22 protein-coding genes and 1 pseudogene are annotated in these 23,524 nt (G+C 54.5%); 18 read left to right on the top strand and 5 right to left on the bottom strand.

The window, feature by feature from the left end; all coding sequences use genetic code 11:
* The first annotated feature begins 224 nt into the window (after positions 1-224).
* The 6 genes from rodZ to der all read left to right on the top strand — a co-directional run bounded on the left by rodZ (position 225) and on the right by der (position 7,168).
* Positions 225-1,244 carry a cytoskeleton protein RodZ gene (gene rodZ / locus MY052_RS06395; protein WP_248538385.1) on the top strand — a complete coding sequence of 340 codons (1,020 nt, stop codon included), beginning with the start codon at positions 225-227 and terminating at the stop codon, positions 1,242-1,244.
* A gap of 26 nt (positions 1,245-1,270) precedes the next feature.
* Complete coding sequence (ispG, locus tag MY052_RS06400; RefSeq protein WP_035891392.1) at positions 1,271-2,389, top strand: flavodoxin-dependent (E)-4-hydroxy-3-methylbut-2-enyl-diphosphate synthase; 1,119 nt, start codon at positions 1,271-1,273, stop codon at positions 2,387-2,389.
* A gap of 91 nt (positions 2,390-2,480) precedes the next feature.
* On the top strand, positions 2,481-3,755 hold the full coding sequence (gene hisS, locus MY052_RS06405) for a histidine--tRNA ligase (RefSeq protein ID WP_035891394.1): 1,275 nt from the start codon (positions 2,481-2,483) through the stop codon (positions 3,753-3,755).
* A gap of 33 nt (positions 3,756-3,788) precedes the next feature.
* Positions 3,789-4,406, top strand: coding sequence for a YfgM family protein (locus MY052_RS06410; RefSeq protein WP_035891397.1), 618 nt, complete (start codon positions 3,789-3,791; stop codon positions 4,404-4,406).
* Between the two features lie 10 nt (positions 4,407-4,416).
* A complete protein-coding gene (bamB, locus tag MY052_RS06415; RefSeq protein ID WP_035891399.1) occupies positions 4,417-5,595 on the top strand; it encodes an outer membrane protein assembly factor BamB in 1,179 nt (392 codons plus the stop codon).
* Between the two features lie 97 nt (positions 5,596-5,692).
* The gene (gene der / locus MY052_RS06420; RefSeq protein ID WP_035891400.1) at positions 5,693-7,168 is read left to right on the top strand and encodes a ribosome biogenesis GTPase Der; all 1,476 of its coding nucleotides are present in this window, start codon (positions 5,693-5,695) and stop codon (positions 7,166-7,168) included.
* Positions 7,169-7,280: 112 nt separating this feature from the next.
* Here the strand turns inward: der and MY052_RS06425 are convergent, their stop codons facing one another.
* Positions 7,281-7,922 (bottom strand): HD domain-containing protein, encoded by a 642-nt coding sequence (locus tag MY052_RS06425; protein ID WP_248538386.1) that lies wholly within the window; start codon positions 7,920-7,922, stop codon positions 7,281-7,283.
* Positions 7,923-8,033: 111 nt separating this feature from the next.
* Here MY052_RS06425 and MY052_RS06430 point away from each other — a divergent pair, with 111 nt between their 5' ends.
* From MY052_RS06430 to MY052_RS06440, 3 genes are all read left to right on the top strand, one after another.
* Positions 8,034-9,008, top strand: a complete 975-nt coding sequence (locus MY052_RS06430; protein WP_248538387.1) for a GlxA family transcriptional regulator — start codon at positions 8,034-8,036, stop codon at positions 9,006-9,008.
* Positions 9,009-9,164: 156 nt separating this feature from the next.
* A complete protein-coding gene (locus tag MY052_RS06435; protein ID WP_035891411.1) occupies positions 9,165-9,641 on the top strand; it encodes a cold-shock protein in 477 nt (158 codons plus the stop codon).
* Positions 9,642-9,686: 45 nt separating this feature from the next.
* Positions 9,687-9,932: a DUF2543 family protein gene (locus MY052_RS06440; RefSeq protein ID WP_123650323.1), complete on the top strand. Its 246-nt coding sequence runs from the start codon at positions 9,687-9,689 to the stop codon at positions 9,930-9,932.
* Positions 9,933-9,936: 4 nt separating this feature from the next.
* On the opposite strand, the gene MY052_RS06445 is transcribed toward MY052_RS06440, so the two are convergent.
* Positions 9,937-10,914 carry a LysR family transcriptional regulator gene (locus MY052_RS06445; protein WP_035891416.1) on the bottom strand — a complete coding sequence of 326 codons (978 nt, stop codon included), beginning with the start codon at positions 10,912-10,914 and terminating at the stop codon, positions 9,937-9,939.
* A 383-nt stretch (positions 10,915-11,297) separates the two neighbouring features.
* Here MY052_RS06445 and MY052_RS06450 point away from each other — a divergent pair, with 383 nt between their 5' ends.
* The 4 genes from MY052_RS06450 (at position 11,298) to MY052_RS06465 (ending at position 15,265) form a co-directional block, all read left to right on the top strand.
* Positions 11,298-12,578, top strand: coding sequence for an amino acid permease (locus MY052_RS06450; protein WP_081918511.1), 1,281 nt, complete (start codon positions 11,298-11,300; stop codon positions 12,576-12,578).
* Between the two features lie 51 nt (positions 12,579-12,629).
* Positions 12,630-13,811, top strand: coding sequence for a cystathionine beta-lyase (metC, locus tag MY052_RS06455; RefSeq protein WP_123650320.1), 1,182 nt, complete (start codon positions 12,630-12,632; stop codon positions 13,809-13,811).
* Positions 13,812-13,900: 89 nt separating this feature from the next.
* Positions 13,901-14,992 carry a Gfo/Idh/MocA family oxidoreductase gene (locus MY052_RS06460; protein ID WP_248538388.1) on the top strand — a complete coding sequence of 364 codons (1,092 nt, stop codon included), beginning with the start codon at positions 13,901-13,903 and terminating at the stop codon, positions 14,990-14,992.
* A gap of 51 nt (positions 14,993-15,043) precedes the next feature.
* A complete protein-coding gene (locus tag MY052_RS06465; protein ID WP_248538389.1) occupies positions 15,044-15,265 on the top strand; it encodes a zinc ribbon domain-containing protein in 222 nt (73 codons plus the stop codon).
* 124 nt (positions 15,266-15,389) lie between these two features.
* On the opposite strand, the gene xseA is transcribed toward MY052_RS06465, so the two are convergent.
* Entirely contained in the window at positions 15,390-16,766 is a 1,377-nt protein-coding gene (gene xseA, locus MY052_RS06470) for an exodeoxyribonuclease VII large subunit (protein ID WP_248538390.1), read from the bottom strand.
* 160 nt (positions 16,767-16,926) lie between these two features.
* On the opposite strand from xseA, the gene guaB reads away from it, so the two are divergent.
* The 4 genes from guaB (at position 16,927) to vapC (ending at position 20,820) form a co-directional block, all read left to right on the top strand.
* Complete coding sequence (gene guaB, locus MY052_RS06475) at positions 16,927-18,393, top strand: IMP dehydrogenase (protein ID WP_035891430.1); 1,467 nt, start codon at positions 16,927-16,929, stop codon at positions 18,391-18,393.
* A 68-nt stretch (positions 18,394-18,461) separates the two neighbouring features.
* Positions 18,462-20,039: a glutamine-hydrolyzing GMP synthase gene (gene guaA, locus MY052_RS06480; RefSeq protein ID WP_248538391.1), complete on the top strand. Its 1,578-nt coding sequence runs from the start codon at positions 18,462-18,464 to the stop codon at positions 20,037-20,039.
* A gap of 146 nt (positions 20,040-20,185) precedes the next feature.
* Positions 20,186-20,416, top strand: a complete 231-nt coding sequence (gene vapB / locus MY052_RS06485; RefSeq protein WP_248538392.1) for a type II toxin-antitoxin system VapB family antitoxin — start codon at positions 20,186-20,188, stop codon at positions 20,414-20,416.
* Positions 20,416-20,820: a type II toxin-antitoxin system tRNA(fMet)-specific endonuclease VapC gene (gene vapC, locus MY052_RS06490; RefSeq protein WP_248538393.1), complete on the top strand. Its 405-nt coding sequence runs from the start codon at positions 20,416-20,418 to the stop codon at positions 20,818-20,820. Before vapB ends, vapC begins: the two co-directional genes overlap by 1 nt.
* Here vapC and MY052_RS06495 read toward each other — a convergent pair.
* The gene (locus MY052_RS06495) at positions 20,817-21,332 is read right to left on the bottom strand and encodes a GNAT family N-acetyltransferase (protein WP_248538394.1); all 516 of its coding nucleotides are present in this window, start codon (positions 21,330-21,332) and stop codon (positions 20,817-20,819) included. The genes vapC and MY052_RS06495 overlap by 4 nt on opposite strands.
* Before the next feature lie 5 nt (positions 21,333-21,337).
* A complete protein-coding gene (locus MY052_RS06500) occupies positions 21,338-22,531 on the bottom strand; it encodes an MFS transporter (protein ID WP_248538395.1) in 1,194 nt (397 codons plus the stop codon).
* A 72-nt stretch (positions 22,532-22,603) separates the two neighbouring features.
* Between MY052_RS06500 and MY052_RS06505 the strand changes: the two are divergent.
* A pseudogene (locus tag MY052_RS06505) lies at positions 22,604-23,516 on the top strand (LysR family transcriptional regulator).
* Positions 23,517-23,524 lie beyond the last annotated feature (8 nt).

The following is a 23,524-nucleotide window of genomic DNA, read 5'->3' on the forward strand; positions in this document are numbered from 1 at the left end:
TAGGCGAAACGTACTGATCTGGTTAATAATTACGGTGCGTTTCGACAAGTATTGAGGCAGTATGTAGCGTTGCAATTACAGCGTGAATACTGCCTTTGACGCTGTTTTGGATAGGGTACACCCGACAGCCAGTCTGTCAGTTCGAACACACGACCGGATGTTTCGCGGTGCGGGCAAGATTCCGCATCAGAACCTTAAATTTCACGAATCAGCAGTTGTAGCGAATGAATACTGAAACCAACCACGACCAACAAGAAGCACAGACCACGGGTGTCCGTTTGCGTAATGCCCGTGAACAACTCGGACTCAGCCAGCAAGCCGTTGCAGAACGCTTGTGCCTGAAGGTTTCCACCGTTCGTGATATTGAAGAAGATAAGGCGCCTGCTGAACTCGCTTCAACATTCTTGCGTGGTTATATCCGTTCCTACGCTCGCCTCGTGCATATCCCCGAGGAAGAGCTGCTGCCGATGATGGAAAAGCAAGCGCCGGTACGCGCGGCGAAAGTCGCACCGATGCAGACCTTCTCCTTGGGTAAACGTCGCAAAAAACGCGATGGCTGGCTGATGAGCTTTACCTGGCTCGTGCTGTTCGTGGTGGTCGGTTTAACCGTCGCCTGGTGGTGGCAGAACCACAAAGCGCAGCAGGAAGAGATCACCACCATGGCCGATCAGTCCTCCGTTGAGCTGAAAGCGAACGGCAGCGACGCTCAGGATATCCCGCTGAACACCGGCGCGGATGCTAACCAGGCTCCAACAACCGCTGATTCCGCAACAGCACCAGATACCGCGACCGCCGCACCAACGGATGCCGCACCATCTGCGACTACCGCACCAGCAGCGACAGCACAGAATAACGCCGTTGTGGCACCGTCTCAGGCTAACGTCGACGGTACCGTAGCGCAAACCACAACTCCTGCACCACAGACCGCTACGCCGGGCGCACTGCCAACTGACCCGGCTCAGACAACTGCCCCGGTTGCTGATGGCAACGCGCTGGTGATGAACTTCTCCGCCGACTGCTGGCTGGAAGTCACCGATGCTACCGGTAAGAAGCTGTTCAGCGGTCTGCAGCGTAAAGGTGGTAACCTGAACCTGAGCGGTCAGGCACCTTACAAACTGAAAATTGGTGCACCGGCCGCAGTACAGATTGAATACCAGGGTAAACCTGTCGATCTGAGCCGCTTTATCAGAACTAACCAGGTTGCGCGCCTGACCGTGAGTGCTGAACAATCACCAGCACAATAACAGACGCGTAATGCGGGAGATTTTTCATGCACAACCAGGCTCCAATTCAACGTAGAAAATCCACACGCATTTACGTTGGGAACGTGCCGATCGGCGATGGGGCTCCTATCGCCGTACAGTCGATGACCAATACGCGCACAACAGACGTTGAAGCGACGGTTAATCAAATTAAGGCGTTAGAACGCGTTGGGGCGGATATCGTTCGCGTATCCGTACCGACGATGGACGCCGCAGAAGCCTTCAAGCTTATCAAACAGCAGGTTAACGTCCCGCTGGTTGCCGATATTCACTTCGACTACCGTATCGCCCTGAAAGTGGCGGAGTACGGCGTTGACTGCCTGCGCATTAACCCGGGTAACATCGGCAACGAAGAGCGTATTCGCATGGTTGTTGACTGCGCTCGCGATAAAAACATCCCTATCCGTATCGGCGTTAACGCCGGGTCGCTGGAAAAAGATCTGCAGGAAAAATACGGCGAGCCTACGCCGCAGGCGCTGCTGGAATCAGCCATGCGCCACGTGGATCACCTCGATCGTCTGAACTTCGATCAGTTTAAAGTCAGCGTGAAAGCGTCAGACGTTTTCCTGGCAGTGGAATCTTATCGCCTGTTGGCGAAACAGATCGATCAACCGCTGCACCTTGGGATCACCGAAGCGGGCGGTCTGCGTAGCGGCTCCGTGAAGTCGGCGATTGGCCTTGGTCTGCTGCTGTCCGAAGGGATCGGTGATACGCTGCGCGTTTCGCTGGCGGCGGATCCGGTTGAAGAGATCAAAGTTGGTTTCGATATTCTGAAATCACTGCGTATCCGCGCGCGCGGGATCAACTTCATCGCCTGTCCAACCTGTTCACGTCAGGAATTTGACGTTATCGGGACGGTCAATGCGCTGGAACAGCGTCTCGAAGATATCATCACCCCGATGGACGTATCGATCATCGGCTGCGTGGTAAACGGCCCTGGCGAAGCGCTGGTGTCGACGCTGGGCGTGACCGGCGGCAACAAAAAAAGCGGCCTGTATGAAGACGGCGTGCGTAAAGACCGCGTTGATAACGACGATATGATTAGCCAGCTTGAAGCAAGAATCCGCGCGAAAGCCTCGGTGCTTGATGAAGCGCGTCGTATCGACGTTCAGCAGGTTGAAAAATAACGAGATGGGAAGCGGCTTGCTTCCTGTGTATGATTGAACCCCAGGCGCAGAACGCGCTGAGGGTTCATTTTTATATATAAAGAGAATTAACGTGGCAAAAAACATTCAAGCCATTCGCGGCATGAACGATTATCTGCCTGGCGAAACCGCCATCTGGCAGCGCATTGAAGGCACACTCAAGCAGGTGCTCGGCAGCTACGGTTATAGCGAAATCCGTTTGCCGATTGTAGAGCAGACCCCGTTGTTCAAACGCGCTATCGGTGAAGTGACCGACGTGGTTGAAAAAGAGATGTATACCTTCGAAGACCGCAATGGCGATAGCCTGACGCTGCGTCCGGAAGGTACTGCGGGCTGTGTACGCGCCGGCATCGAACATGGTCTTCTGTACAATCAGGAGCAGCGTCTGTGGTACATCGGGCCGATGTTCCGCCACGAACGCCCTCAGAAAGGACGTTATCGCCAGTTCCATCAGCTGGGTTGTGAAGTCTTCGGTCTGCAGGGCCCAGACATCGACGCTGAGCTGATTATGCTGACTGCGCGCTGGTGGCGTGCGCTGGGTATCTCTGAACACGTGAATCTGGAGTTGAACTCCATCGGTTCTCTGGAAGCTCGAGCCAACTACCGTGACGCGCTGGTCGCCTTCCTTGAGCAGCATGTTGAAGTGCTGGATGAAGACTGCAAACGTCGTATGTACAGCAACCCGCTGCGCGTGCTGGATTCCAAAAACGCAGACGTTCAGGCGCTGCTGAATGACGCTCCTGCGCTTGGCGACTATCTGGATGAAGAATCCCGTGAGCACTTTGCTGGCCTGTGCGCACAGCTTGATGCTGCCGGTATCGCCTACACCGTTAACCAGCGTCTGGTTCGCGGTCTGGACTACTACAACCGTACCGTTTTCGAATGGGTTACCAACAGCCTCGGCTCGCAGGGTACCGTGTGTGCCGGCGGTCGTTATGATGGTCTGGTTGAGCAGTTAGGCGGCCGCGCTACCCCTGCGGTAGGCTTCGCGATGGGTCTGGAACGTCTTGTTTTATTAGTTCAGGCAGTTAATCCGGAATTTAAAGCAGATCCTGTTGTCGATATATACCTGGTTGCTTCAGGCACCGATACTCAGTCAGCCGCAATGCGTCTGGCAGAACAGGTGCGTGATGCATTACCGGGTGTAAAACTGATGACCAACCACGGCGGCGGCAACTTTAAGAAACAGTTCGCGCGCGCTGATAAATGGGGCGCACGTATTGCCCTGGTTCTGGGTGAGTCAGAAGTTGAGCAAGCCACTGTTGTCGTGAAGGATTTGCGCTCTGGTGAGCAGACAACCGTAACGCAGGAAGGCGTTGCCGCGCATTTGCGCACTATTCTGGGTTAATCTCCAGGACATCATTATCAGGAGAAGGGCTGCGTGGAAATAAATAACGAAAACGATCAGGTTGAGGCGCTTAAAAGCTTCTTTGCTGAAAATGGCAAAGCGCTGGCCGTTGGGGTAATTTTAGGGATCGGTGCGCTGGTTGGCTGGCGTTACTGGAATTCCCATCAGGTAGACTCGGCCCGGGAATCTTCCGCGGCTTACGAAAATGCCGTTTCTTCTCTTAGTTCAGGGAAACCGGAAGCGCTGGCCGCGGCTCAGAAATTTGCCGCAGAGACCAAAAACACCTATGGTGCGTTTGCCTCTCTGGAACTGGCTCAGGTCTTCGTGGACAAAAGCGACCTTGCTCAGGCTGAAAAACAGCTGCAGCAGGGCCTGGCAGCCGCATCTGATGATAATCTGAAATCCGTTATCAGCCTGCGTCTGGCGCGCGTTCAGCTACAGCTGAAGCAGCCTGACGTTGCTCTGAAAACGCTGGAAGGCGTGAAGGGCGAAGGCTGGACGGCAATTGTTGCTGATTTACGCGGGGAAATCCTGCTCAGTAAAGGTGACAAGCAGGGCGCACGTGCGGCGTGGGAAGCTGGCGCTAAGAGCGATGCATCGCCCGCGCTGAGCGAAATGATGCGCATGAAAATTAATAATTTGTCCGTCTGAGAGGGACCCGATGCAATTGCGTAAATTACTTTTGCCAGGACTGCTTTCTGTCACTCTGTTGAGTGGTTGTTCACTGTTTAGCGGCGAAGAAGATGTTGTTAAAATGTCTCCTCTGCCAACCGTAGAAAACCAGTTTACGCCGTCTACCGCATGGGATGTTTCCGTCGGCAGCGGTATCGGTGATTTCTACTCCAACCTGCATCCGGCCTATGCGGACAGCGTGGTTTACGCGGCTGACCGTAAAGGTACCGTGAAAGCGTTGAACGCGGATGACGGGAAAGAAGTGTGGTCCGTTAACCTGGCGGAAAAAGATGGCTGGTTCTCTCGTAAGCCAGCGCTGCTCTCCGGCGGCCTGACCGTTGCCGGTGGCCACGTGTACGTGGGCAGCGAAAAAGCGCAGGTTTATGCGCTGGATGCGGGCGACGGCGCTGTTGTCTGGAAAACCACGGCAGCAGGCGAAGTGCTTTCTCGTCCAACCGTCAGCGATGGCCTGGTTCTGGTTCACACCAGCAACGGTCAGCTGCAGGCGCTGGATGAAAACAGCGGTGTTGTGAAATGGACGGTGAACCTGGATATGCCTGCGCTCTCTCTGCGCGGCGAATCTGCACCGGCTGTTGCTTATGGCGCGGCGATTGTTGGCGGCGATAACGGTCGCGTGAGCGCGGTACTGATGCAGCAGGGTCAAATGATCTGGCAGCAGCGTATTTCTCAGGCTACCGGCTCTACCGAAATCGACCGTCTGAGCGATGTGGATACCACTCCGGTTATCGTGAATGGCGTTGTCTACGCGTTAGCCTACAATGGTAACCTGACGGCGCTGGATCTGCGTAGCGGTCAGATTATGTGGAAACGCGAGCTGGGCTCGGTGAACGATTTCATCGTTGACGGCGACCGTATCTACATCGTTGACCAGAATGACCGTCTGCTGGCGCTGACCACCGACGGTGGCGTGACCCTGTGGACGCAGAGCGATCTGCTGCACCGTCTGCTGACCTCTCCGGCGCTGTATAATGGCAGCCTGGTGGTAGGTGATGCAGAAGGCTACATGCACTGGATTAACCCGGAAGATGGCCGTTTCGTGGCTCAGCAAAAAGTTGACAGCGCGGGCTTCCTGACGGACCCGGTTGTTGCCGACGGTAAACTGCTGATTCAGGCGAAAGACGGTACGGTTTACGCGATTACGCGTTAACACCGGCGTTAATTCAGCAATGGACGGCTCCTGAATGCTCAGGGGCCGTTTGCTATTTATAGATTTTGTCAAAATTTTGAGTATATGAGGCTTTAACATGGTACCTGTGGTCGCGCTTGTCGGGCGCCCTAATGTTGGAAAATCCACGCTTTTTAACCGCCTGACGCGCACTCGTGATGCGCTGGTTGCGGATTTCCCGGGTCTGACTCGTGACCGTAAGTACGGTCGTGCTGAAGTTGAAGGGCGTGAGTTTATCTGTATCGATACCGGCGGTATCGATGGCACGGAAGAGGGCGTGGAAACGCGCATGGCGGAGCAGTCACTGTTGGCGATTGAAGAAGCCGACGTTGTGCTGTTTATGGTTGATGCACGTGCGGGGCTGATGCCTGCGGACGAAGGTATTGCCAAACATCTGCGTGCTCGTGAAAAGCCAACCTTCCTGGTGGCGAACAAAACGGACGGTATTGATCCGGATCAGGCCGTTGCTGACTTCTGGTCGCTGGGCCTTGGTGAAATCCACGCGATTGCGGCCTCTCATGGCCGTGGCGTGACCACCCTGCTGGAAACCGTTCTGCTGCCGTTCGTTGACGATATCAACCCGCCGGAAGAAGTGGACGAAGACGCCGAGTATTGGGCGAAATTCGACGCTGAAAATGGCGAAGGGGTAGAAGAGCCGGAAGACGACTTCAACCCGCAGGATTTGCCAATCAAAATCGCTATCGTCGGTCGCCCGAACGTAGGTAAGTCTACGCTTACTAACCGTATCCTCGGCGAAGACCGCGTGGTGGTTTACGATATGCCGGGCACTACCCGTGACAGTATCTATATCCCGATGGAGCGCGATGAGCGTGAATACGTGCTTATTGATACCGCAGGTGTGCGTAAGCGCGGCAAGGTAACGGATACGGTTGAGAAATTCTCCGTTATCAAAACCCTGCAGGCCATTGAAGATGCTAACGTTTGTCTGCTGGTCATTGATGCCCGTGAAGGTATCTCCGATCAGGACCTGTCGCTGCTGGGCTTTATCCTCAATAGTGGGCGCTCACTTGTTATCGTCGTCAACAAGTGGGACGGCCTGAGCATGGAAGTAAAAGAGCAGGTGAAAGAGACCCTGGACTACCGTCTGGGCTTTATCGACTTTGCTCGCGTACACTTTATCTCCGCGCTGCACGGCAGTGGAGTAGGTAATCTGTTCGAATCTATCCGTGAAGCGTATGACAGCTCGACCCGCCGCGTCGGTACCGCGCTGCTGACCCGCATCATGACCATGGCGACTGAAGATCACCAGCCTCCGCTGGTTCGTGGTCGTCGCGTGAAGCTGAAATATGCCCACGCCGGTGGTTATAACCCGCCGATTGTGGTTATCCACGGTAACCAGGTGAAAGACCTGCCGGATTCCTACAAGCGCTATCTGATGAACTACTTCCGCAAATCGCTGGACGTGATGGGTACGCCTATCCGTATTCAGTTCAAGGAAGGCGAGAACCCGTATGCGAACAAACGCAATACGCTGACGCCAACCCAGATGCGTAAGCGTCAGCGTCTTATTCGACACATTAAGAAGAGCAAATAAGCAATTCTTTTAGCGCCGAATAGCCAAAAACCCGCGGAAGCGGGTTTTTTTATGGTCGCTGTAGGCCGGATAAGCAGAGCGCCATCCGGCGTCAAAGCGCACGTTGCCCGCGCTAAGATTTCCAGCGCGACTGACGAATCACGCTGCAGAAATTGCCGGGAACAAACGTTGGGTCTTTGTCGGCAATAACGTCTGCCTTTACGTTACCGAAGGTGGTCTGCGTTTTACCCTTAATACCGTCGTAGAATGCGCTGATGATGTTCTCTTTAAAATTGTCGAGGCGCGGGTGCTGCTGAACCACGGCTTCACGGCTCTCGTCATTAAATTCCTCGTAACCGATACCCAGCACGTCCATTTCCACCCCAGCGGTTAACAGCGCAATTTCAGGTGCCATAAATTCCGGAATACCCGGCGTGGTATGCAGCGCTATCGCCGTCCACACTTTATCGATATCGGCAGTCGCCACGCCGTGCCCTTCCAGGAATGCGCGGGCGGCGTTAGCGCCATCCACTTCAAAACGTTTATCACAGCTGCAGTGCTCATGTGTCAGGCCAATATCATGGAACATGCAGCCGACATACAGCAACTCGTGGTCTACCTTCAGTTCGCGGCGTAAACCGACCAGTGCGCCCCAGTAGTAGACGCGGCTGGAATGATGGAACAGCAGATCGCTTTCGGTATCGCGAATAAATTCAGTGGTTTCGCGGGCCAGTTTGCTGTCGGGAATACGGATGCCTTGCACGTTGATAGTCATATTTTCCTCCTCACGGGTTGTTGAAGGGGAGTTTACAAGGCATTCTGTATGTCATGAATTGTCGTTTTACGACGATTTAAGACATTGCATCGAATCAGGACACTCCCATTTATGAAACGCGTTATTGCCCTTCTTGCCGTGCCTGGCGTTCAGCTATTGGACGTTTCCGGCCCGCTGGATGTCTTTGCTGAGGCTAACCGGATCCTACATCGCGAGGTGTATGAGTTTGCCGTTATCGCGCTGGAGGAGACGACGGTGAGCGCCTCATCTGGTGTGAAGCTGGTGGCGAACGCGCGATTGGCAGACACAGATGCACTTCAGCCGGATACGTTTTTGCTGGCCGGTGCGCCGGAAGTCTGGCAGCAGACGCTGAACGATGAGCAAATCACGCGTATCCGCAGGCTTTGTGAAAACAGTCGTCGCTATGGCTCCGTCTGTACCGGCGCGTTTCTATTAGCGCAAACGGGGCTGCTGACCCAGCGTAAAATCACCACGCACTGGGCCATGACCTCCCGCTTTATGGCGACGTTTTCAGACGTTGAGGTGGATGCGGATGCACTCTATGTCGCGGACGGCCCGGTCAGAACGGCGGCGGGCGTGACTTCGGGTATGGATTTAGCCATCCGACTGGTGGAAGAGGATTTGGGGCGCGAGGTGGCGCAGGAGATTGCCTGTAATCTGGTCATGTTTTTCCGCCGCCCGGTTAATCAGGGACATTTTATACTCCACAGCGCAGTCTCCACGACCGGTCGCAACGCGTTCCAGGATTTACAGCGCTGGACGCTCGCGAATCTGGCAACGGTGCTGAACCTGCAGGATATGGCCGACCATATTGGTCTGAGCGCTCGCCATCTGGGCCGGCTTTTTCGCCAGGAGATGAATATGGCCGCCGGTGAGTGGCTGGAGGCCGGGCGCATTGACCGCGCGAAAATGCTGCTGGAAAGCGGCACGCTGCCGCTGAAAACCATCGCTAGCCAGTGCGGATATTCCAGCAGCGACGTGCTGCGAAGGGCTTTTATCAAACGCGTCGGCATCACGCCTTCGATGTACCGACGGTTGAATGTGGCCCGGCCGTGGTCAGAATAAATGTACCTAAGCGGTGGCTTATAACGGAGTTTGCTCGCGTAGCTGAAAATTATCACCCAGACTTAAGTCAAAGACATAGTTTGTGCACGCATTGTGCTTTACACTGCGCGCTGCAAAAATTGAGTCAACAAACGGTTAAAGTAGGCGGTAAGGTCGATGAACGGAACAATCACAACCTGGTTTAAAGATAAAGGTTTTGGGTTTATCAAAGATGAAAACGGCGATAACCGCTATTTTCATGTGATTAAGGTTGCCAACCCCGATCTGATTAAGAAAGATGCCGCGGTGACCTTCGAACCCACGACGAATAACAAAGGGCTGTCTGCTTATGCGGTGAAGGTCATTCCGGAAAGCAAGCATATCTATATCGCGGGCGAGCGTATCAAGCTCACGTCGATCAAATCCTTCCTGGTTTACAGCGAGGAAGTACCTGCCGATGCCCCGATTGATAAAGAGAATGCGGTGCTGTCCGTGGGGCTTCTGATGAACAGCATCAAGCCGAAATCGGCGGAGAAAAAGGGTGAAATGCGTACGCTGAAGAAGCTGGCGATCACCACTTTCCAGGGCACGACGCTTATCTTCTCAGAAGATGAGATTGATATTGAAGCCACGGTGAAAATGCTGAAGGTCTGAAACCTGTACAGCGTCGAAGAATGAGACTAACCCCAGGAGCGATGTATGAATAATGACATTCCACTGAAGTATTATGATATAGCCGAAGAGTACGCCTCAGAATCAGCCAAGCCCGTCGGTGAGTCTGAATTGGATGCACTGGCGCATTACTTCCAGCTGCTGTTGACCCGTTTGATGAACAACGAAGAGATCAGCGAAGAAGCGCAGCAGGAGATGGCGACTGAAGCCGGTATCAGCGCCCAGCGTATTGATGAGATTGCCAACTTCCTGAATGAGTGGGGCAACGAGTAATTTGCTACGCCTCTCCGGGGCTTTGCATCCAGCGATCCCAGTCGGGGTTTTCCCCGATGCTTTCGACCAGAAAATCGATAAAACTTCTGACTTTGGGATCCTGGTAATGCCCCGGATGATACAGTGCATACAGGCTGTAATCATTTTCCCGTGCGCTGTATTCCGTCAGTACAGGCACCAGTTCCCCTCTGGCGATTGAATCGCCCAGCATGTAGGTCGGCAGGCTGACAATCCCCTGATGATGCAACGCGGCATGAAGTAGCCCGAGCGTACTGTTCACTTCGATTATGCTCTTCACCTTTAGCGCGCTAAAGCCGCCATTGACGTTCTGATAGCGCCAGTTATCGGAAACATTGGGGTTTATCAGACAGTCGTGTTGCTCAAGATCTTCCAGTCTTTGCGGTATGCCGCACCGCGCAAAATAGTCCCGGCTGGCGCAGTACACCCAGTTAATTTTGCAGATTTTACGCAATGCAAAATTGGTCGGCGGGTGTGCGGTAATCCTAAGGGCTATATCAAAATTTTCTTCGTTAAGATTAACGTTCTGGTCATTTAAATCGACACCGAGCGTGACGTCCGGGTTATCCTGGCGATATTCGCTATAAATTCGCATAAGATGGCAGACGCCGAAGGCAATAGAGCAGGTGACGCGCAGCTTGCCCTGCGGGTGATGGTTGAAGCTGGCGATATTGGCCAACGACTCGTCCAGCTCTTCTAACAGGCGCTGTGCGCGGAACAGCAGATATTGCCCCGGCTCGGTCAGAATTAGGGTACGGGTGGTTCGCTTTAACAGCACGACACCGAGCTGATCCTCAAGCTGGCTGATACTGCGACTCACGGAAGAGGGAGTCAGGTTCAGCTTGTGTGCGGCTGCAGAAAAGCTATTGCATTCCACCACTTTGATAAACGTTTTCAGGTGATGAAAAATGGAATAGTTATCAATTTTTAATTTCGCGAGTGCCGCATTTTTATTTGATGACATCGCTATTCCTTTTTTAACGATTTATAGCCGTGACGGTTTTGAAATTTGAGGCCAATCACAGTAAACATGACTCGACGCCCCATCTATTCGCTATGCGCAATAAAAAACGCCGTCAGCTGCTACCTTACCCGAACGAAGCAGGAAAGAAAAATAGAATCTTTTTATGGTTTAATGCTTTGTTTTTAATGATGTTATTTATTTTTTCATAAAAAGCGAGAGGCTCGTCAATTTTTGCGTTAAATGCAAAGGTATTGTTAGTGATTAACACCGTTCAGACCTTTCTTTATCCCTATCAGATCCCCTACCATTTGTACTGACAGATACATCAATACGGTTTTTTGAGTTTCTATTCTAAATAACACTTATAAATAGGAATGCATATAATGGCTGAGATACTCGAAAATAAATCTAATAATTTATATAAGTCCATTCCCTTTACGAAATATGATGTTGGCTGGGTGATTCTCTGCATTGGTATGGCCATTGGTTCTGGCATCGTTTTTATGCCGGTACAGGTGGGTATTAAAGGGATTTGGGTCTTTATTGTTTCGGTGGCAATTTCATACCCCGCCATTTACATCCTGCAGAGTCTTTATCTGAAAACGCTGTCAGAAACGGATGATTGCCAGGATTACGCCAGCGTCATCACCCAGTATCTGGGAAAAAACTGGGGGATAGGTTTAGGCATTGCCTACTTCCTGATGCTGCTACACGGAATGTTTTCTTACTCGCTGGCGGTAAGTTTTGATAGTGCATCTTATATTCAAACCTTTGGCCTGACGGAAGGACTGCTGTCTGATTCTATCTGGTATGGGCTAATAATTCTGACGGTGTTGGTCTGCATTGCTTCGCAGGGTGAAAAGCTGCTGTTTAAGGTTTCTGGCCCGATGGTGTGCGTAAAGTTCGGTATTATCGTGATGCTGGGTTTGGTGATGGTGCCATACTGGAACTTCAGCAATATCAGCGCATTTCCGCCCGTTCTGGAGTTTATGCGTGACGTTTTCCTGACGCTACCTTTTACGTTATTTTCTATTTTATTTGTACAGATATTAAGCCCAATGAATATCGCGTATCGCAAGATAGAAGCCGATAAACGTATTGCGACTTATCGGGCGATTCGCGCCAATCGAGTGGCCTATATTATTCTGGCCGTCGCGGTACTGTTTTTTGCTTTTTCGTTCACCTTTGCCATTAGCCACGAGCAGGCCGTATCGGCTTTTGAACAGAATATATCGGCGCTTGCTATTGCAGCTCAGGTTATTCCTGGTTCGGTCGTTAAGGCGATGAGCGCGCTGCTAAATATCTTTGCCATTCTGACGGCGTTTCTTGGTATCTATCTTGGTTTTCAGGAAGCCATCAAGGGGATCGTTGTTAACGTGATTACCCGGTTTATTCCAGAAGAAAAAATTAACCAGAAGGTGCTGCATGTGGCCATCAGCATTGGGGTGATCCTCGGGCTGTGGGTCTGGATCTCCACGCGCTTTTCGATCCTGTTCTTTATGCAACTGGGGAGCCCGCTATTTGGCCTGGTTTCCTGTCTGATCCCTTGCTATCTGGTTTATAAGGTGAAGGTGCTACATCAGTTTAAAGGGGTAGGTGTCTGGTTCATCATTTTCTTCGGCATCTTGCTGTGCTTATCGCCTTTCTTTAAGTTCTTTGAGTAACGTTCGGTGGTTACGATGTTTTCGCGACCAGGGAAATTAATGAGGTAATCCATGAGTAATCGATCCACATCCGACTTTAACATCAGTACCCAAATCACCCAGCTTGGCCGGGATGCCAGCAAACAGGCGGGGTTTGTGAACGTACCGGTCTATCGCGGCTCGACGGTGATTTTCCCGACGGTAAACGATCTCGAGCATAATCGCGCCGAGTTTAATTACGGCACGATGGGCACGCCGACCATTGCCAGCCTGGAAAATGCCTGGAGCGCGCTGGCGGGCGCGGCGGGTACGGTGCTATCGCCGTCTGGCCTGGGGGCGATTGCGCTATCGCTTTTGACCACCCTGAAAGCGGGCGATCACCTGCTGATGCCCGACAGCGTTTATCGGCCAACCCGCAATTTCTGCGCCGGGATGCTGACCAAAATGGGCATTGAGACCACCTACTATGACCCGCTGATTGGCGCGGAGATTGAGAGCCTGTTCCGGCCCAATACCACCACGCTGTTTCTGGAATCGCCGGGTTCGCAAAGCTTTGAGATTCAGGATGTTCCGGCAATGACCCGCGCGGCGAAAAAGCACAATATTGCCACCATTATCGATAACACCTGGGCGACGCCGATTTTCTTCCGCGCCCACGAACACGGTTGCGACCTGTCGCTGGAAGCGGGGACGAAATACCTCGGTGGGCATTCTGACCTGCTGATGGGGGTGGTGTCGGCTAATGAAAGCTGGTGGCCTAAGCTTCGCCAGACCTACGATCTGATGGCGATGCTGCCCGGCGCTGAAGACTGCTTCCTGGCGCTACGCGGCCTGCGTACCATGCATCTGCGGCTGAAAGAGGCGGAAAAACGCGGTCTGGAGATGGCGCACTGGTTAAGTGAACGCCCTGAAGTGATGAAGGTACTGCACCCGGCGCTACCGGAATGCCCGGGACATGAACTGTGGAAGCGTGATTTTACCGGTTCATCGGGGCTGTTTTCTTTCGTCCTTAAGCCGGAATTTACCAAAGCGGGCGTGGCGAACATGCTGGATCATATGGGCATTTTCGGCATGGGATATTCGTGGGGCGGCTTTGAAAGCCTGATGATTCCATTCAACTGCGCTGACTATCGTACCGCCACCACCTGGCAGCCGGGGGGCCTGACGCTGCGCATTCAGATTGGCCTCGAAGATATGGATGACCTGAAGACCGATCTGGCCGAAGGTTTTGCCCGATTACGTGCAGTTGTGTAACCCGATACGCCACCGCGGACAATACTTCACGGTGGCGCTTCACGCATAATGGCGCTAAATGTCGTTATCTTATACGTGAGTCGGAAATTATGAATATTGGATTTATCGGCCTGGGCGCCGTGGTAGAAACCGCCTATCTTCCTGCGCTAGCACGACTGTCATTCCCTATCTCCTCGCTTTGGGGATACGACCTGAATCCACAGCGCACGCTCCCGGGTGTGAACGCCTGTGAGTCACTGGCTGAGCTGCTGGAAAAGCCGCTTGATGTGCTGTTTATCACCACCGTCTCGTTGCAGCATCTGCCCGCGCTCGAGCAGGCGCTGCGTTCTGATATTCCCCGCATCGTGGTGGAAAAACCGGTTGCCGCCACGCTTGCGCAAATTGATAGCCTGCGCCAACGTCTTGTCCATGAAGACAATGCCCGACGCGTGCTGGCGCTGGACCACTGGATGGCTCGCGATGGCGCGTGGTGTCTGGCGCAGGGGAAAATGGATGACCGCTGGCAGCCGGAGGATTCGGCGAGCGTAACTGCGCCGCCGGTGACTTCGCTGGACGATATTGTCAGCATCGACGGCTTTCTGCTGGAGCCGAGCGGCTTTAATGCCGCAGGCGAGCCTATCGCCCTGAACTTTACCACCGGCGAGCCCGACACCCGTGAGTTTCGCCATCCTGATGGCGTGATTGTCGATATCGGCACCCACGTGCTGGCGATGATGCGTGAGACGGTGCGCTATCTCGGCGGTAGCGATGAAATTCAGCTGGTGGCGGAACAGGTGAAAGACCGGCTGGGGCGGCCTATCGCGCATGGCGATACCGAAACGGCGGAAGGGGAGGCGCACCTCAAAGGCACGCTGGGTCATATTCCGGTTAACCTGTGGCTGAACAAATACGCCGGGCCGGGCGTTGAGCGCAAAGGGATCCGTATTTATCTACGCGACGGGCGCATTATCAGCCAGACTCGTGCCCCCGGGGGTGAAAGCGTGGAGCTGATTGATGGTGATAGCGTGATGCGCTGGACGCGACCGGGTGCCATTTATGCACACTGTCTCGGAGAGCAAATCCTCGGCAAGCGCAGCCTGTTTTTCCGCGCGCCGGATGAAGTGGCAAAACTCACTCAGCGACGCATGGCGGAAGTGGAGACGCTTTTACGTATCCAGCAGCAGCTACGCGGGGAACACTGAGCGGTGAGTCGTGGTAAAATAGCGGCACAAGAACCGCGTTAAGGAGTCGTCATGGAATTCATCTGCCCAACCTGTCAGGCCTCGCTGGAGGTGCTGGGTAAACAGGCACACTGCGACCACTGCGAGAAAGATTTTACGCTGGAGGCGCGCTGCCCGGAATGCCACAAACCGCTGGAGGTGTTGAAAGCCTGCGGCGCGGTGGACTACTTCTGCCAGAACGGCCACGGCCTGATATCGAAAAAGCGGGTGGAGTGGGTGCCGGTCGGCGAATAATTTTACGGTGGTACCACGTTTATGCCGGGCGGCGGCTGTGCCTTACCCGGCCTACGTGCGTTTGTGCCCGACGGTAGGCCTGATAAGCGCAGCGCCATCAGGCATTGGCTTTATCATCGGCCTCTTACAACGCTTTTTTACGCGCTCGCGTTTTCTTCTGTGCGGTGATCGTGCGGATTTCACTTTCTACCCAGCCGTCTGCCAGACGCGTAGTCAGCATCTCTCCCGCCTTCGCCTGCTTCGTTTGCTTCAGCACTTTGCCATCGCTGGCGGTAGTGACGCTGTAGCCACGGGCAAGCGTTGCCAGCGGGCTGACGGCTTCCAGATGCGTAACCGCATTGCCAAAGCGCTCGCGCTGCTCGCTGAGGCGGGCGCGAATATTCTCGGCCAGACGATATTCCAACTGCTGAATACGCGATTGGGCGCGATGAATGCGCGGCTGCGGGTTTTGCTGGTTCAGGCGCTGTAGCGTGCGCTGCTGGCGCTGATTGGCCTGCTTCATCTGGTTTTCCAGCGCCGTGCTCATGCGCTGGCGAAGACGTTCTAGCGTCGTCTGCTGGCGCGCCAGTCGCAGCTGCGGGTGCTGCTGCTGGAGGCGATGGAACATCTGGGTAAAGCGGCGGCTGCGGTTGGCTAGATAGTAGTCCATCGCCATGCCGAGACGCTGCTGAGCGGATTGGATCTGGCGGACTAACTCCTGCTGATTGCGGCTGACGATTTCCGCTGCGGCGGACGGCGTCGGCGCGCGTAGGTCGCCAACGAAATCAGCAATGGTAACGTCGGTTTCATGGCCGACGGCGCTTACCACCGGAATACGGCTGGCAAAAATAGCCCGCGCCACGCGCTCGTCGTTAAAGCTCCATAAATCTTCCAATGAACCACCGCCGCGCCCGACGATCAGCACGTCGCATTCGCCGCGGGCGTTGGCCAGCTCAATGGCGCGCACGATTTGCCCCGGCGCATCTTCGCCCTGAACGGCGGTAGGGTAAATCACCACCGGCAGCGATGGATCGCGGCGTTTCAGCACGTGCAGAATATCGTGCAGCGCTGCCCCGGTTTTCGAGGTGATGACTCCAACGCAGTGCGCCGGTGAGGGGAGCGGCTGTTTAAACTGTTGGTCAAAGAGGCCTTCGGCCTGGAGCTTCGCCTTCAGCTGCTCGTATTTCTGCTGCAACAACCCTTCGCCCGCTGGCTGCATGCTCTCGACGATGATTTGATAATCACCGCGCGGCTCGTACAGCGTAATATTGGCGCGGACCAACACCTGTTGCCCATGCTGAGGGCGGAACGTCACGCGGCGGTTGCTGTTGCGGAACATCGCGCAGCGCACCTGGGCGTTATCGTCCTTTAAGGTGAAGTACCAGTGGCCAGAAGAAGGTTGAGTGAAGTTTGAAATCTCGCCGCTAATCCACACCTGGCCCATCTCCTGCTCAAGCAGTAGACGCACCGTCTGGTTAAGGCGGCTAACGGTAAAAATTGAGGGGCTTTGTGAGGATAACATGTGAGCGGGATCAAATTCTAAATCAGCAGGTTATTCAGTCGATAGTAACCTGCCGGGGGGCGATCGCAAGCATTTTTTGCAAAAAAGTGTAGATGCAATCGCTTACGCTCTGTATAATGCCGCGGCAATATTTAATAACCTCCCAGGTGAGATATTGCCCATGCTACGTATCGCAAAAGAAGCCCTGACGTTTGACGACGTCCTCCTCGTTCCCGCTCATTCTACCGTTCTGCCGAACACTGCTGACCTCAGCACCCAGCTGACCAAAACGATTCGTCTGAACATTCCTATGCTCTCTGCGGCAATGGACACCGTGACTGAAGCGCGCCTGGCAATTGCCCTGGCACAGGAAGGCGGCATTGGTTTTATCCACAAAAACATGTCCATCGAGCGCCAGGCGGAAGAAGTTCGCCGCGTGAAGAAACACGAATCTGGCGTGGTTACCGACCCACAGACCGTTCTGCCAACCACGACGCTTGCTGAAGTGAAAGAGCTGACCGAGCGTAACGGCTTCGCGGGCTACCCGGTTGTGACTGAAGAAAACGAACTGGTCGGTATCATCACCGGTCGTGACGTGCGCTTCGTGACCGACCTGAGCCAGCCGGTGAGCGTTTATATGACGCCGAAAGAGCGCCTGGTTACCGTTCGCGAAGGCGAATCACGTGAAGTGGTCTTCGCTAAAATGCATGAACGCCGCGTAGAGAAAGCGCTGGTGGTTGACGATAGCTTCCACCTGCTGGGCATGATCACCGTTAAAGACTTCAAAAAAGCAGAACGTAAACCAAACGCCTGTAAAGATGAGAAAGGTCGTCTGCGCGTAGGCGCGGCGGTTGGTGCAGGTGCGGGCAATGAAGACCGCGTTGATGCGCTGGTTGCGGCGGGCGTTGACGTCCTGCTGATTGACTCCTCCCACGGCCATTCCGAAGGCGTTCTGCAACGTATCCGTGAAACCCGTGCAAAATACCCAGATCTGCAGATCATCGGCGGCAACGTGGCAACTGGCGCAGGCGCTCGTGCCCTGGCTGAAGCCGGTTGCAGCGCGGTTAAAGTGGGTATCGGTCCTGGCTCCATCTGTACGACTCGTATCGTAACTGGCGTAGGTGTACCGCAGATCACCGCCGTTTCTGACGCGGTTGAAGCGCTGGAAGGCACCGGTATCCCGGTTATCGCCGACGGCGGTATCCGTTTCTCCGGTGACATCGCCAAAGCGATCGCCGCAGGTGCTGCTGCCGTGATGGTAGGCTCCATGCTGGCAGGTACCGAAGAATCCCCGGGCGAAATCGAACTCTACCAGGGCCGTTCTTACAAATCTTACCGTGGTATGGGCTCCCTGGGCGCGATGTCTAAAGGCTCTTCCGACCGTTACTTCCAGAGCGATAACGCTGCCGACAAACTGGTACCGGAAGGTATCGAAGGTCGCGTAGCCTATAAAGGTCGCCTGAAAGAGATCATTCACCAGCAGATGGGCGGCCTGCGTTCCTGTATGGGTCTGACCGGCTGTGGTACCATCGACCTGCTGCGTACGAAGGCTGAATTCGTGCGTATCAGCGGCGCGGGTATCCAGGAAAGCCACGTTCATGACGTGACCATCACCAAAGAGTCCCCGAACTATCGCATGGGCTCCTGATAAGTTTCCGCGCCCGGTTTTCACCGGGCGCTTTGTTATTGTTTCACTTGCCTCGGAATTAATGTCAAATGACAGACAATATTCATAAACATCGCATTCTCATCCTTGATTTCGGTTCCCAGTACACCCAGCTGGTTGCACGTCGCGTACGTGAACTGGGCGTCTATTGTGAGCTGTGGGCATGGGATGTTACTGAAGCCCAAATCCGTGAGTTCAATCCGAGCGGTATCATCCTCTCCGGCGGCCCGGAAAGCACCACCGAAGCAAACAGCCCACGTGCGCCAGAGTACGTGTTCAACGCTGGCGTGCCGGTCTTCGGCGTATGCTACGGCATGCAGACCATGGCAATGCAGCTCGGCGGCCACGTTGAAAGCTCCACCGAGCGTGAGTTCGGCTACGCGCAGGTTGAAGTGCAGACCGACAGTGCGCTGATTCGCGGTATCGAAGACTCCCTGACCGCTGAAGGCAAACCGCTGCTGGACGTATGGATGAGCCACGGCGACAAAGTGACCGCCATCCCAGAAGGCTTTGTCACCGTTGCCAGCACCGAGACCTGCCCGTTCGCCATTATGGCGCACGAGGAAAAACGCTTCTATGGCGTGCAGTTCCACCCGGAAGTGACCCACACCCGTCAGGGTCTGCGTATGCTGGAACGTTTTGTACGCGACATCTGCCAGTGTGAAGCGCTGTGGACCCCAGAGAAAATTATCGACGACGCCGTTGCCCGCATCCGTGAGCAGGTTGGCGACGATAAAGTGATCCTCGGCCTGTCCGGCGGCGTGGACTCTTCCGTGACCGCGATGCTGCTGCACCGCGCAATCGGTAAAAACCTGACCTGCGTGTTCGTCGACAACGGTCTGCTGCGTCTGAATGAAGCGCAGCAGGTGATGGATATGTTTGGCGACCACTTCGGCCTGAACATCGTTCATGTTGAAGGTGAGCAACGCTTCCTCGATGCGCTGAAAGGCGAAAACGATCCGGAAGCCAAACGTAAAATCATCGGCCGCGTGTTCGTTGAAGTCTTCGACGAAGAAGCGCTGAAGCTGGAAGACGTTAAGTGGCTGGCACAGGGCACTATCTACCCTGACGTTATCGAATCTGCGGCTTCCGCTACCGGTAAAGCGCACGTCATCAAATCTCACCACAACGTGGGCGGCCTGCCGAAAGAGATGAAGATGGGTCTGGTTGAACCGCTGCGTGAGCTGTTCAAAGACGAAGTGCGTAAAATTGGTCTGGAACTGGGCCTGCCGTACGACATGCTGTACCGTCACCCGTTCCCGGGTCCAGGCCTCGGCGTTCGCGTGCTGGGCGAAGTGAAGAAAGAGTACTGCGACCTGCTGCGTCGCGCGGACGCTATCTTCATTGAAGAACTGCACAAAGCTGACCTGTACAACAAAGTGAGCCAGGCGTTCACCGTGTTCCTGCCGGTCCGTTCCGTTGGCGTGATGGGCGATGGCCGTAAGTACGACTGGGTTGTCTCCCTGCGCGCTGTCGAAACCATCGACTTTATGACGGCACATTGGGCGCACCTACCGTACGATTTCCTCGGCCGCGTATCCAACCGCATCATCAACGAAGTCAACGGCATCTCCCGCGTGGTGTATGACATCAGCGGTAAGCCACCGGCTACGATTGAGTGGGAATAATATTCCTGCGGTAGTGACGTTAATAAGCCTCTGCTAGCAGAGGCTTTTTTTATGCAGCGTTATCTCTACTTTGTATATCCCATAGACATATCCCAAAACATCCTTATACTATTCATAAGTACAAAAAATAGCCGCCGGAGGTCGCAATGGAAAAGACAACGATATTCAAAAGCAACCGCAGCCAGGCGGTGCGTTTGCCAAAAGCGGTAGCGATGCCGGAAGACGTTAAACACGTCGATATTATTGCTATTGGGCGGACACGAGTGATTACGCCTGCAGGTGAAAGCTGGGATAGCTGGTTTGACGGCGAAAGCGTTACATCAGATTTTATGGCGACGCGGGAACAGCCGGGTGAACAGGATAGGGAAACGTTCTGATGCTCAAGTATATGCTGGATACTAATATTTGTATCTATACCATCAAGAATAAACCGCAGGCGGTTCGTGAAGCATTCACTCAGCACTACGGGCGAATGTGCATCAGTTCCGTCACGTTGATGGAGTTAATCTATGGGGCGGAAAAATCCGCAGCGCCGGAAAAAAATCTGCGCGTGGTAGAAGGTTTTGTGGCCCGGCTGGAGGTACTGAACTATGGCAATGACGCCGCCATTCAGACCGGGCAGATAAGGGCTGAGTTGGCAAAGGCAGGCACCCCTATTGGCCCGTATGACAGTATGATAGCCGCCCATGCTCGTTCGCTCGGGTTGATTATGGTCACTAATAATACCCGCGAATTTGAGCGAATCAGCGGGCTGCGTCTCGAAGACTGGAGCATTAGCTAGCCGCGTAACCGTCTGAACATCAAGCTCGGCTCCTTCCCCGGTACATCATCAATTTCCTGCACCAGCGTCAGCCCGCACTTTAGCAGCACCTTCTGCGAGGCAAGATGGTTTTTGCGCACGATGCCCACCACGTCTTCCAGCTTCAGCACGTTGAATGCGTAATCGATAGCCAGCAGGGCAAACTCGGTTGCCAGGCCTTTGCCCCAGGCTTCGGGGGAAAAACGATACCCCAGGTTGTTCACCGTAAAGTCGGGATAATCGACAATGCGTATACCACCAAAACCAATGATTCGCTGCGGGTTTGCTCGCAGGCTAATCGCCCAGTTGCCGTAGCCATAGCTTTCAATATGTTCGAGCCACCCCGCCAGCACCTGGCGCGAATAGGCGATATCCGCATGCGGGCCCGCGGGGTTAAAGGTGTTGGTCGCCGGGTCACCGTAAATGCGATAAAGATCGTCGAGATCGTCTGCCGTTGCCGGGCGTAAGGTGAGATGTTCGGATTGCAGATGCATGTGGATTATCCTTGTCGATAAGGTTGTTCATCGCGCGTTTTTATTGTGCGACTAGCCTGGCACAGCGCAATCGACACCGCCAGCCCCGCAACGATAAGTGCCAGTACGGCAGATATCATCAGGCTGCCATTGATGCCCAGATGCTGGTTTAGCCAGGCATAGGCAAACGGCGAAGCGGCGGCCAGCAACTGCGCAGGAATCAACAATATGCCGGTGCGTCGGGCATAGTCTTCTGCGGCGAAGAGCTGTAGTGGCAGGGTGGCCTTAAAGACGGTGGTTAGCCCATTGATAGCGCCATAGCCGAAAACAAAGCCACCGGCAGCCCAGGCGATATGCGCGCTGCTGATGCCGAGAAGAAAACAGAGCGGGATGGAAAACGTGGTGAGCAGCGTGAGCTTTATCGGCGTTAACGCTGAGCCTGAGGCTACCTCAAGAAAACGTGCGCCGGTCTGCCCGACGCCCCAGAGTATGCCAATAGTGACGGGCAGACCGTGGGCCGCGATAAACTCTGGTAGGTGCGTGGAGGTGCCGTTGGAGATAAAGGTCACCAGCGCAATCAGCAACGCGAAGAGCAGGCCGGTGCGGCGATCGCGCAGTGATGCGGGAGCGCGTTGCAAAGACTTCACTGAGGGTAATTTTTGGTTTGGCAACGTTGTTACCAGCAGGGCGCTGATAACCCCCAGTAGGGCGTAAACCAATAACGCATCTCGCCAGCCGATAACCGTCAATAGCGCCGCACCCAGCGGCCAGAACAGGGCGGAAGCAAGTCCACCGGCAAGCGTAACGCGAGAGAGTGTCGGGCGGGCGCGCTGGCCGTACAAATTCACCAGTGCGGCGAAAAGCCCGTCATAGAGCGCCAGCCGCATACCGATACCGGTTATCAGCCAGGCGGCATACCAACCCATGAGCGTGTGAATCACGGACATCAGCAGGCAGCCAGCGGCTATCAGTAGCGTGCCGCTCACGACCACACGCTGACCGCCAAAATGCGCCAGCAGGCGGGCAACCCAGGGGGAGAGTAGCGCCATCATCAGCATCGCCAGCGTCAGTCCCAGATAAATATGCGTTGATGCCCATCCGGTATCCTGCGCAATCGCGCGGGCGAAGGTGCCCGGCATATAAAATGAAATCCCCCAGTTGATGAGCTGGTTACCCCCAGCAGCGAGCGTGATGGAGAGCGGTGCGGCAGGTGTTTTCATTAGCTTTCCGTAAGTTATGCAGTTGCTGGCAGCATAACCTGCGCGCTATTGTGCAGGCAGAGCCCCCCGTTTATGACCCTGATAAGAGAAACTTTGAATGATGACGCTGAACCTGGGATATCTGGCGACGTTTCGTTTGGTCGCCCAACGTGGCAGCTTTTCCGCGGCGGCGGATGTGCTGGGTATTTCCCAGCCTGCGGTGAGCCTACAGGTGCGGCAGCTTGAACAGTTTTTGCAGACCAGGCTGATTGAACGTACCGGGCGCGGTGTGAAGGCAACGGCGGCGGGCATGGCGCTACTGTTGCATGGTGAACGTATTGAACAAGCGGTGAATGAAGCGGTGCAGTCGGTCAATGACTGCAGTCAGAACGTGAGCGGCACCGTTTCGCTTGGGACCGGCGCCACGGCCTGTATTCATCTGTTACCGCCGCTTTTGCAGCAGTTGCGTGAACGATACCCGATGCTGGTGGTGGGGGTGACCACCGGTAATACGCAGGATATTGCCCGTGCGGTGGAAGAGAACCGTCTCGATATGGGGTTGGTTACGCTCCCTGCTAGCGGACGCGGTCTGGATATCACGGCGGTATTACGCGAAGAGTTTGTGTTTATTAGCGCTAGCGCTCAGGCCGAACTCAGCCCTGAGGCGTTACAGAACCTGCCGCTGATTGCCTTTGAAGCCGGGAGCGGGACGCGCACGCTGATTGATGGCTGGTTTCAGCAGGCCGGGTTGCAGGTGACACCCGTGATGCAGCTTGGCAGCATTGAAGCCATTAAACGAATGGTGGCCGCAGGTTTGGGGTACAGCATTATTCCGCGTATGGCCGTTGCGCGTCGCTACGATAGTGAAGGGCTGCATGTTCAGTCGCTGTCGCCGCTGCTTTATCGTCAGCTGGGTGTGGTGCTGCGTCAGGATAAAATTCGCAGTAAAGGGATAACGGAGGTTATCCGGTTATTACAGCAGCATGAGTGGAATACTCCCCTCTGAAAAGAGGG

The organism is Kluyvera ascorbata (assembly GCF_023195735.1).
Lineage (GTDB): Bacteria > Pseudomonadota > Gammaproteobacteria > Enterobacterales > Enterobacteriaceae > Kluyvera > Kluyvera ascorbata.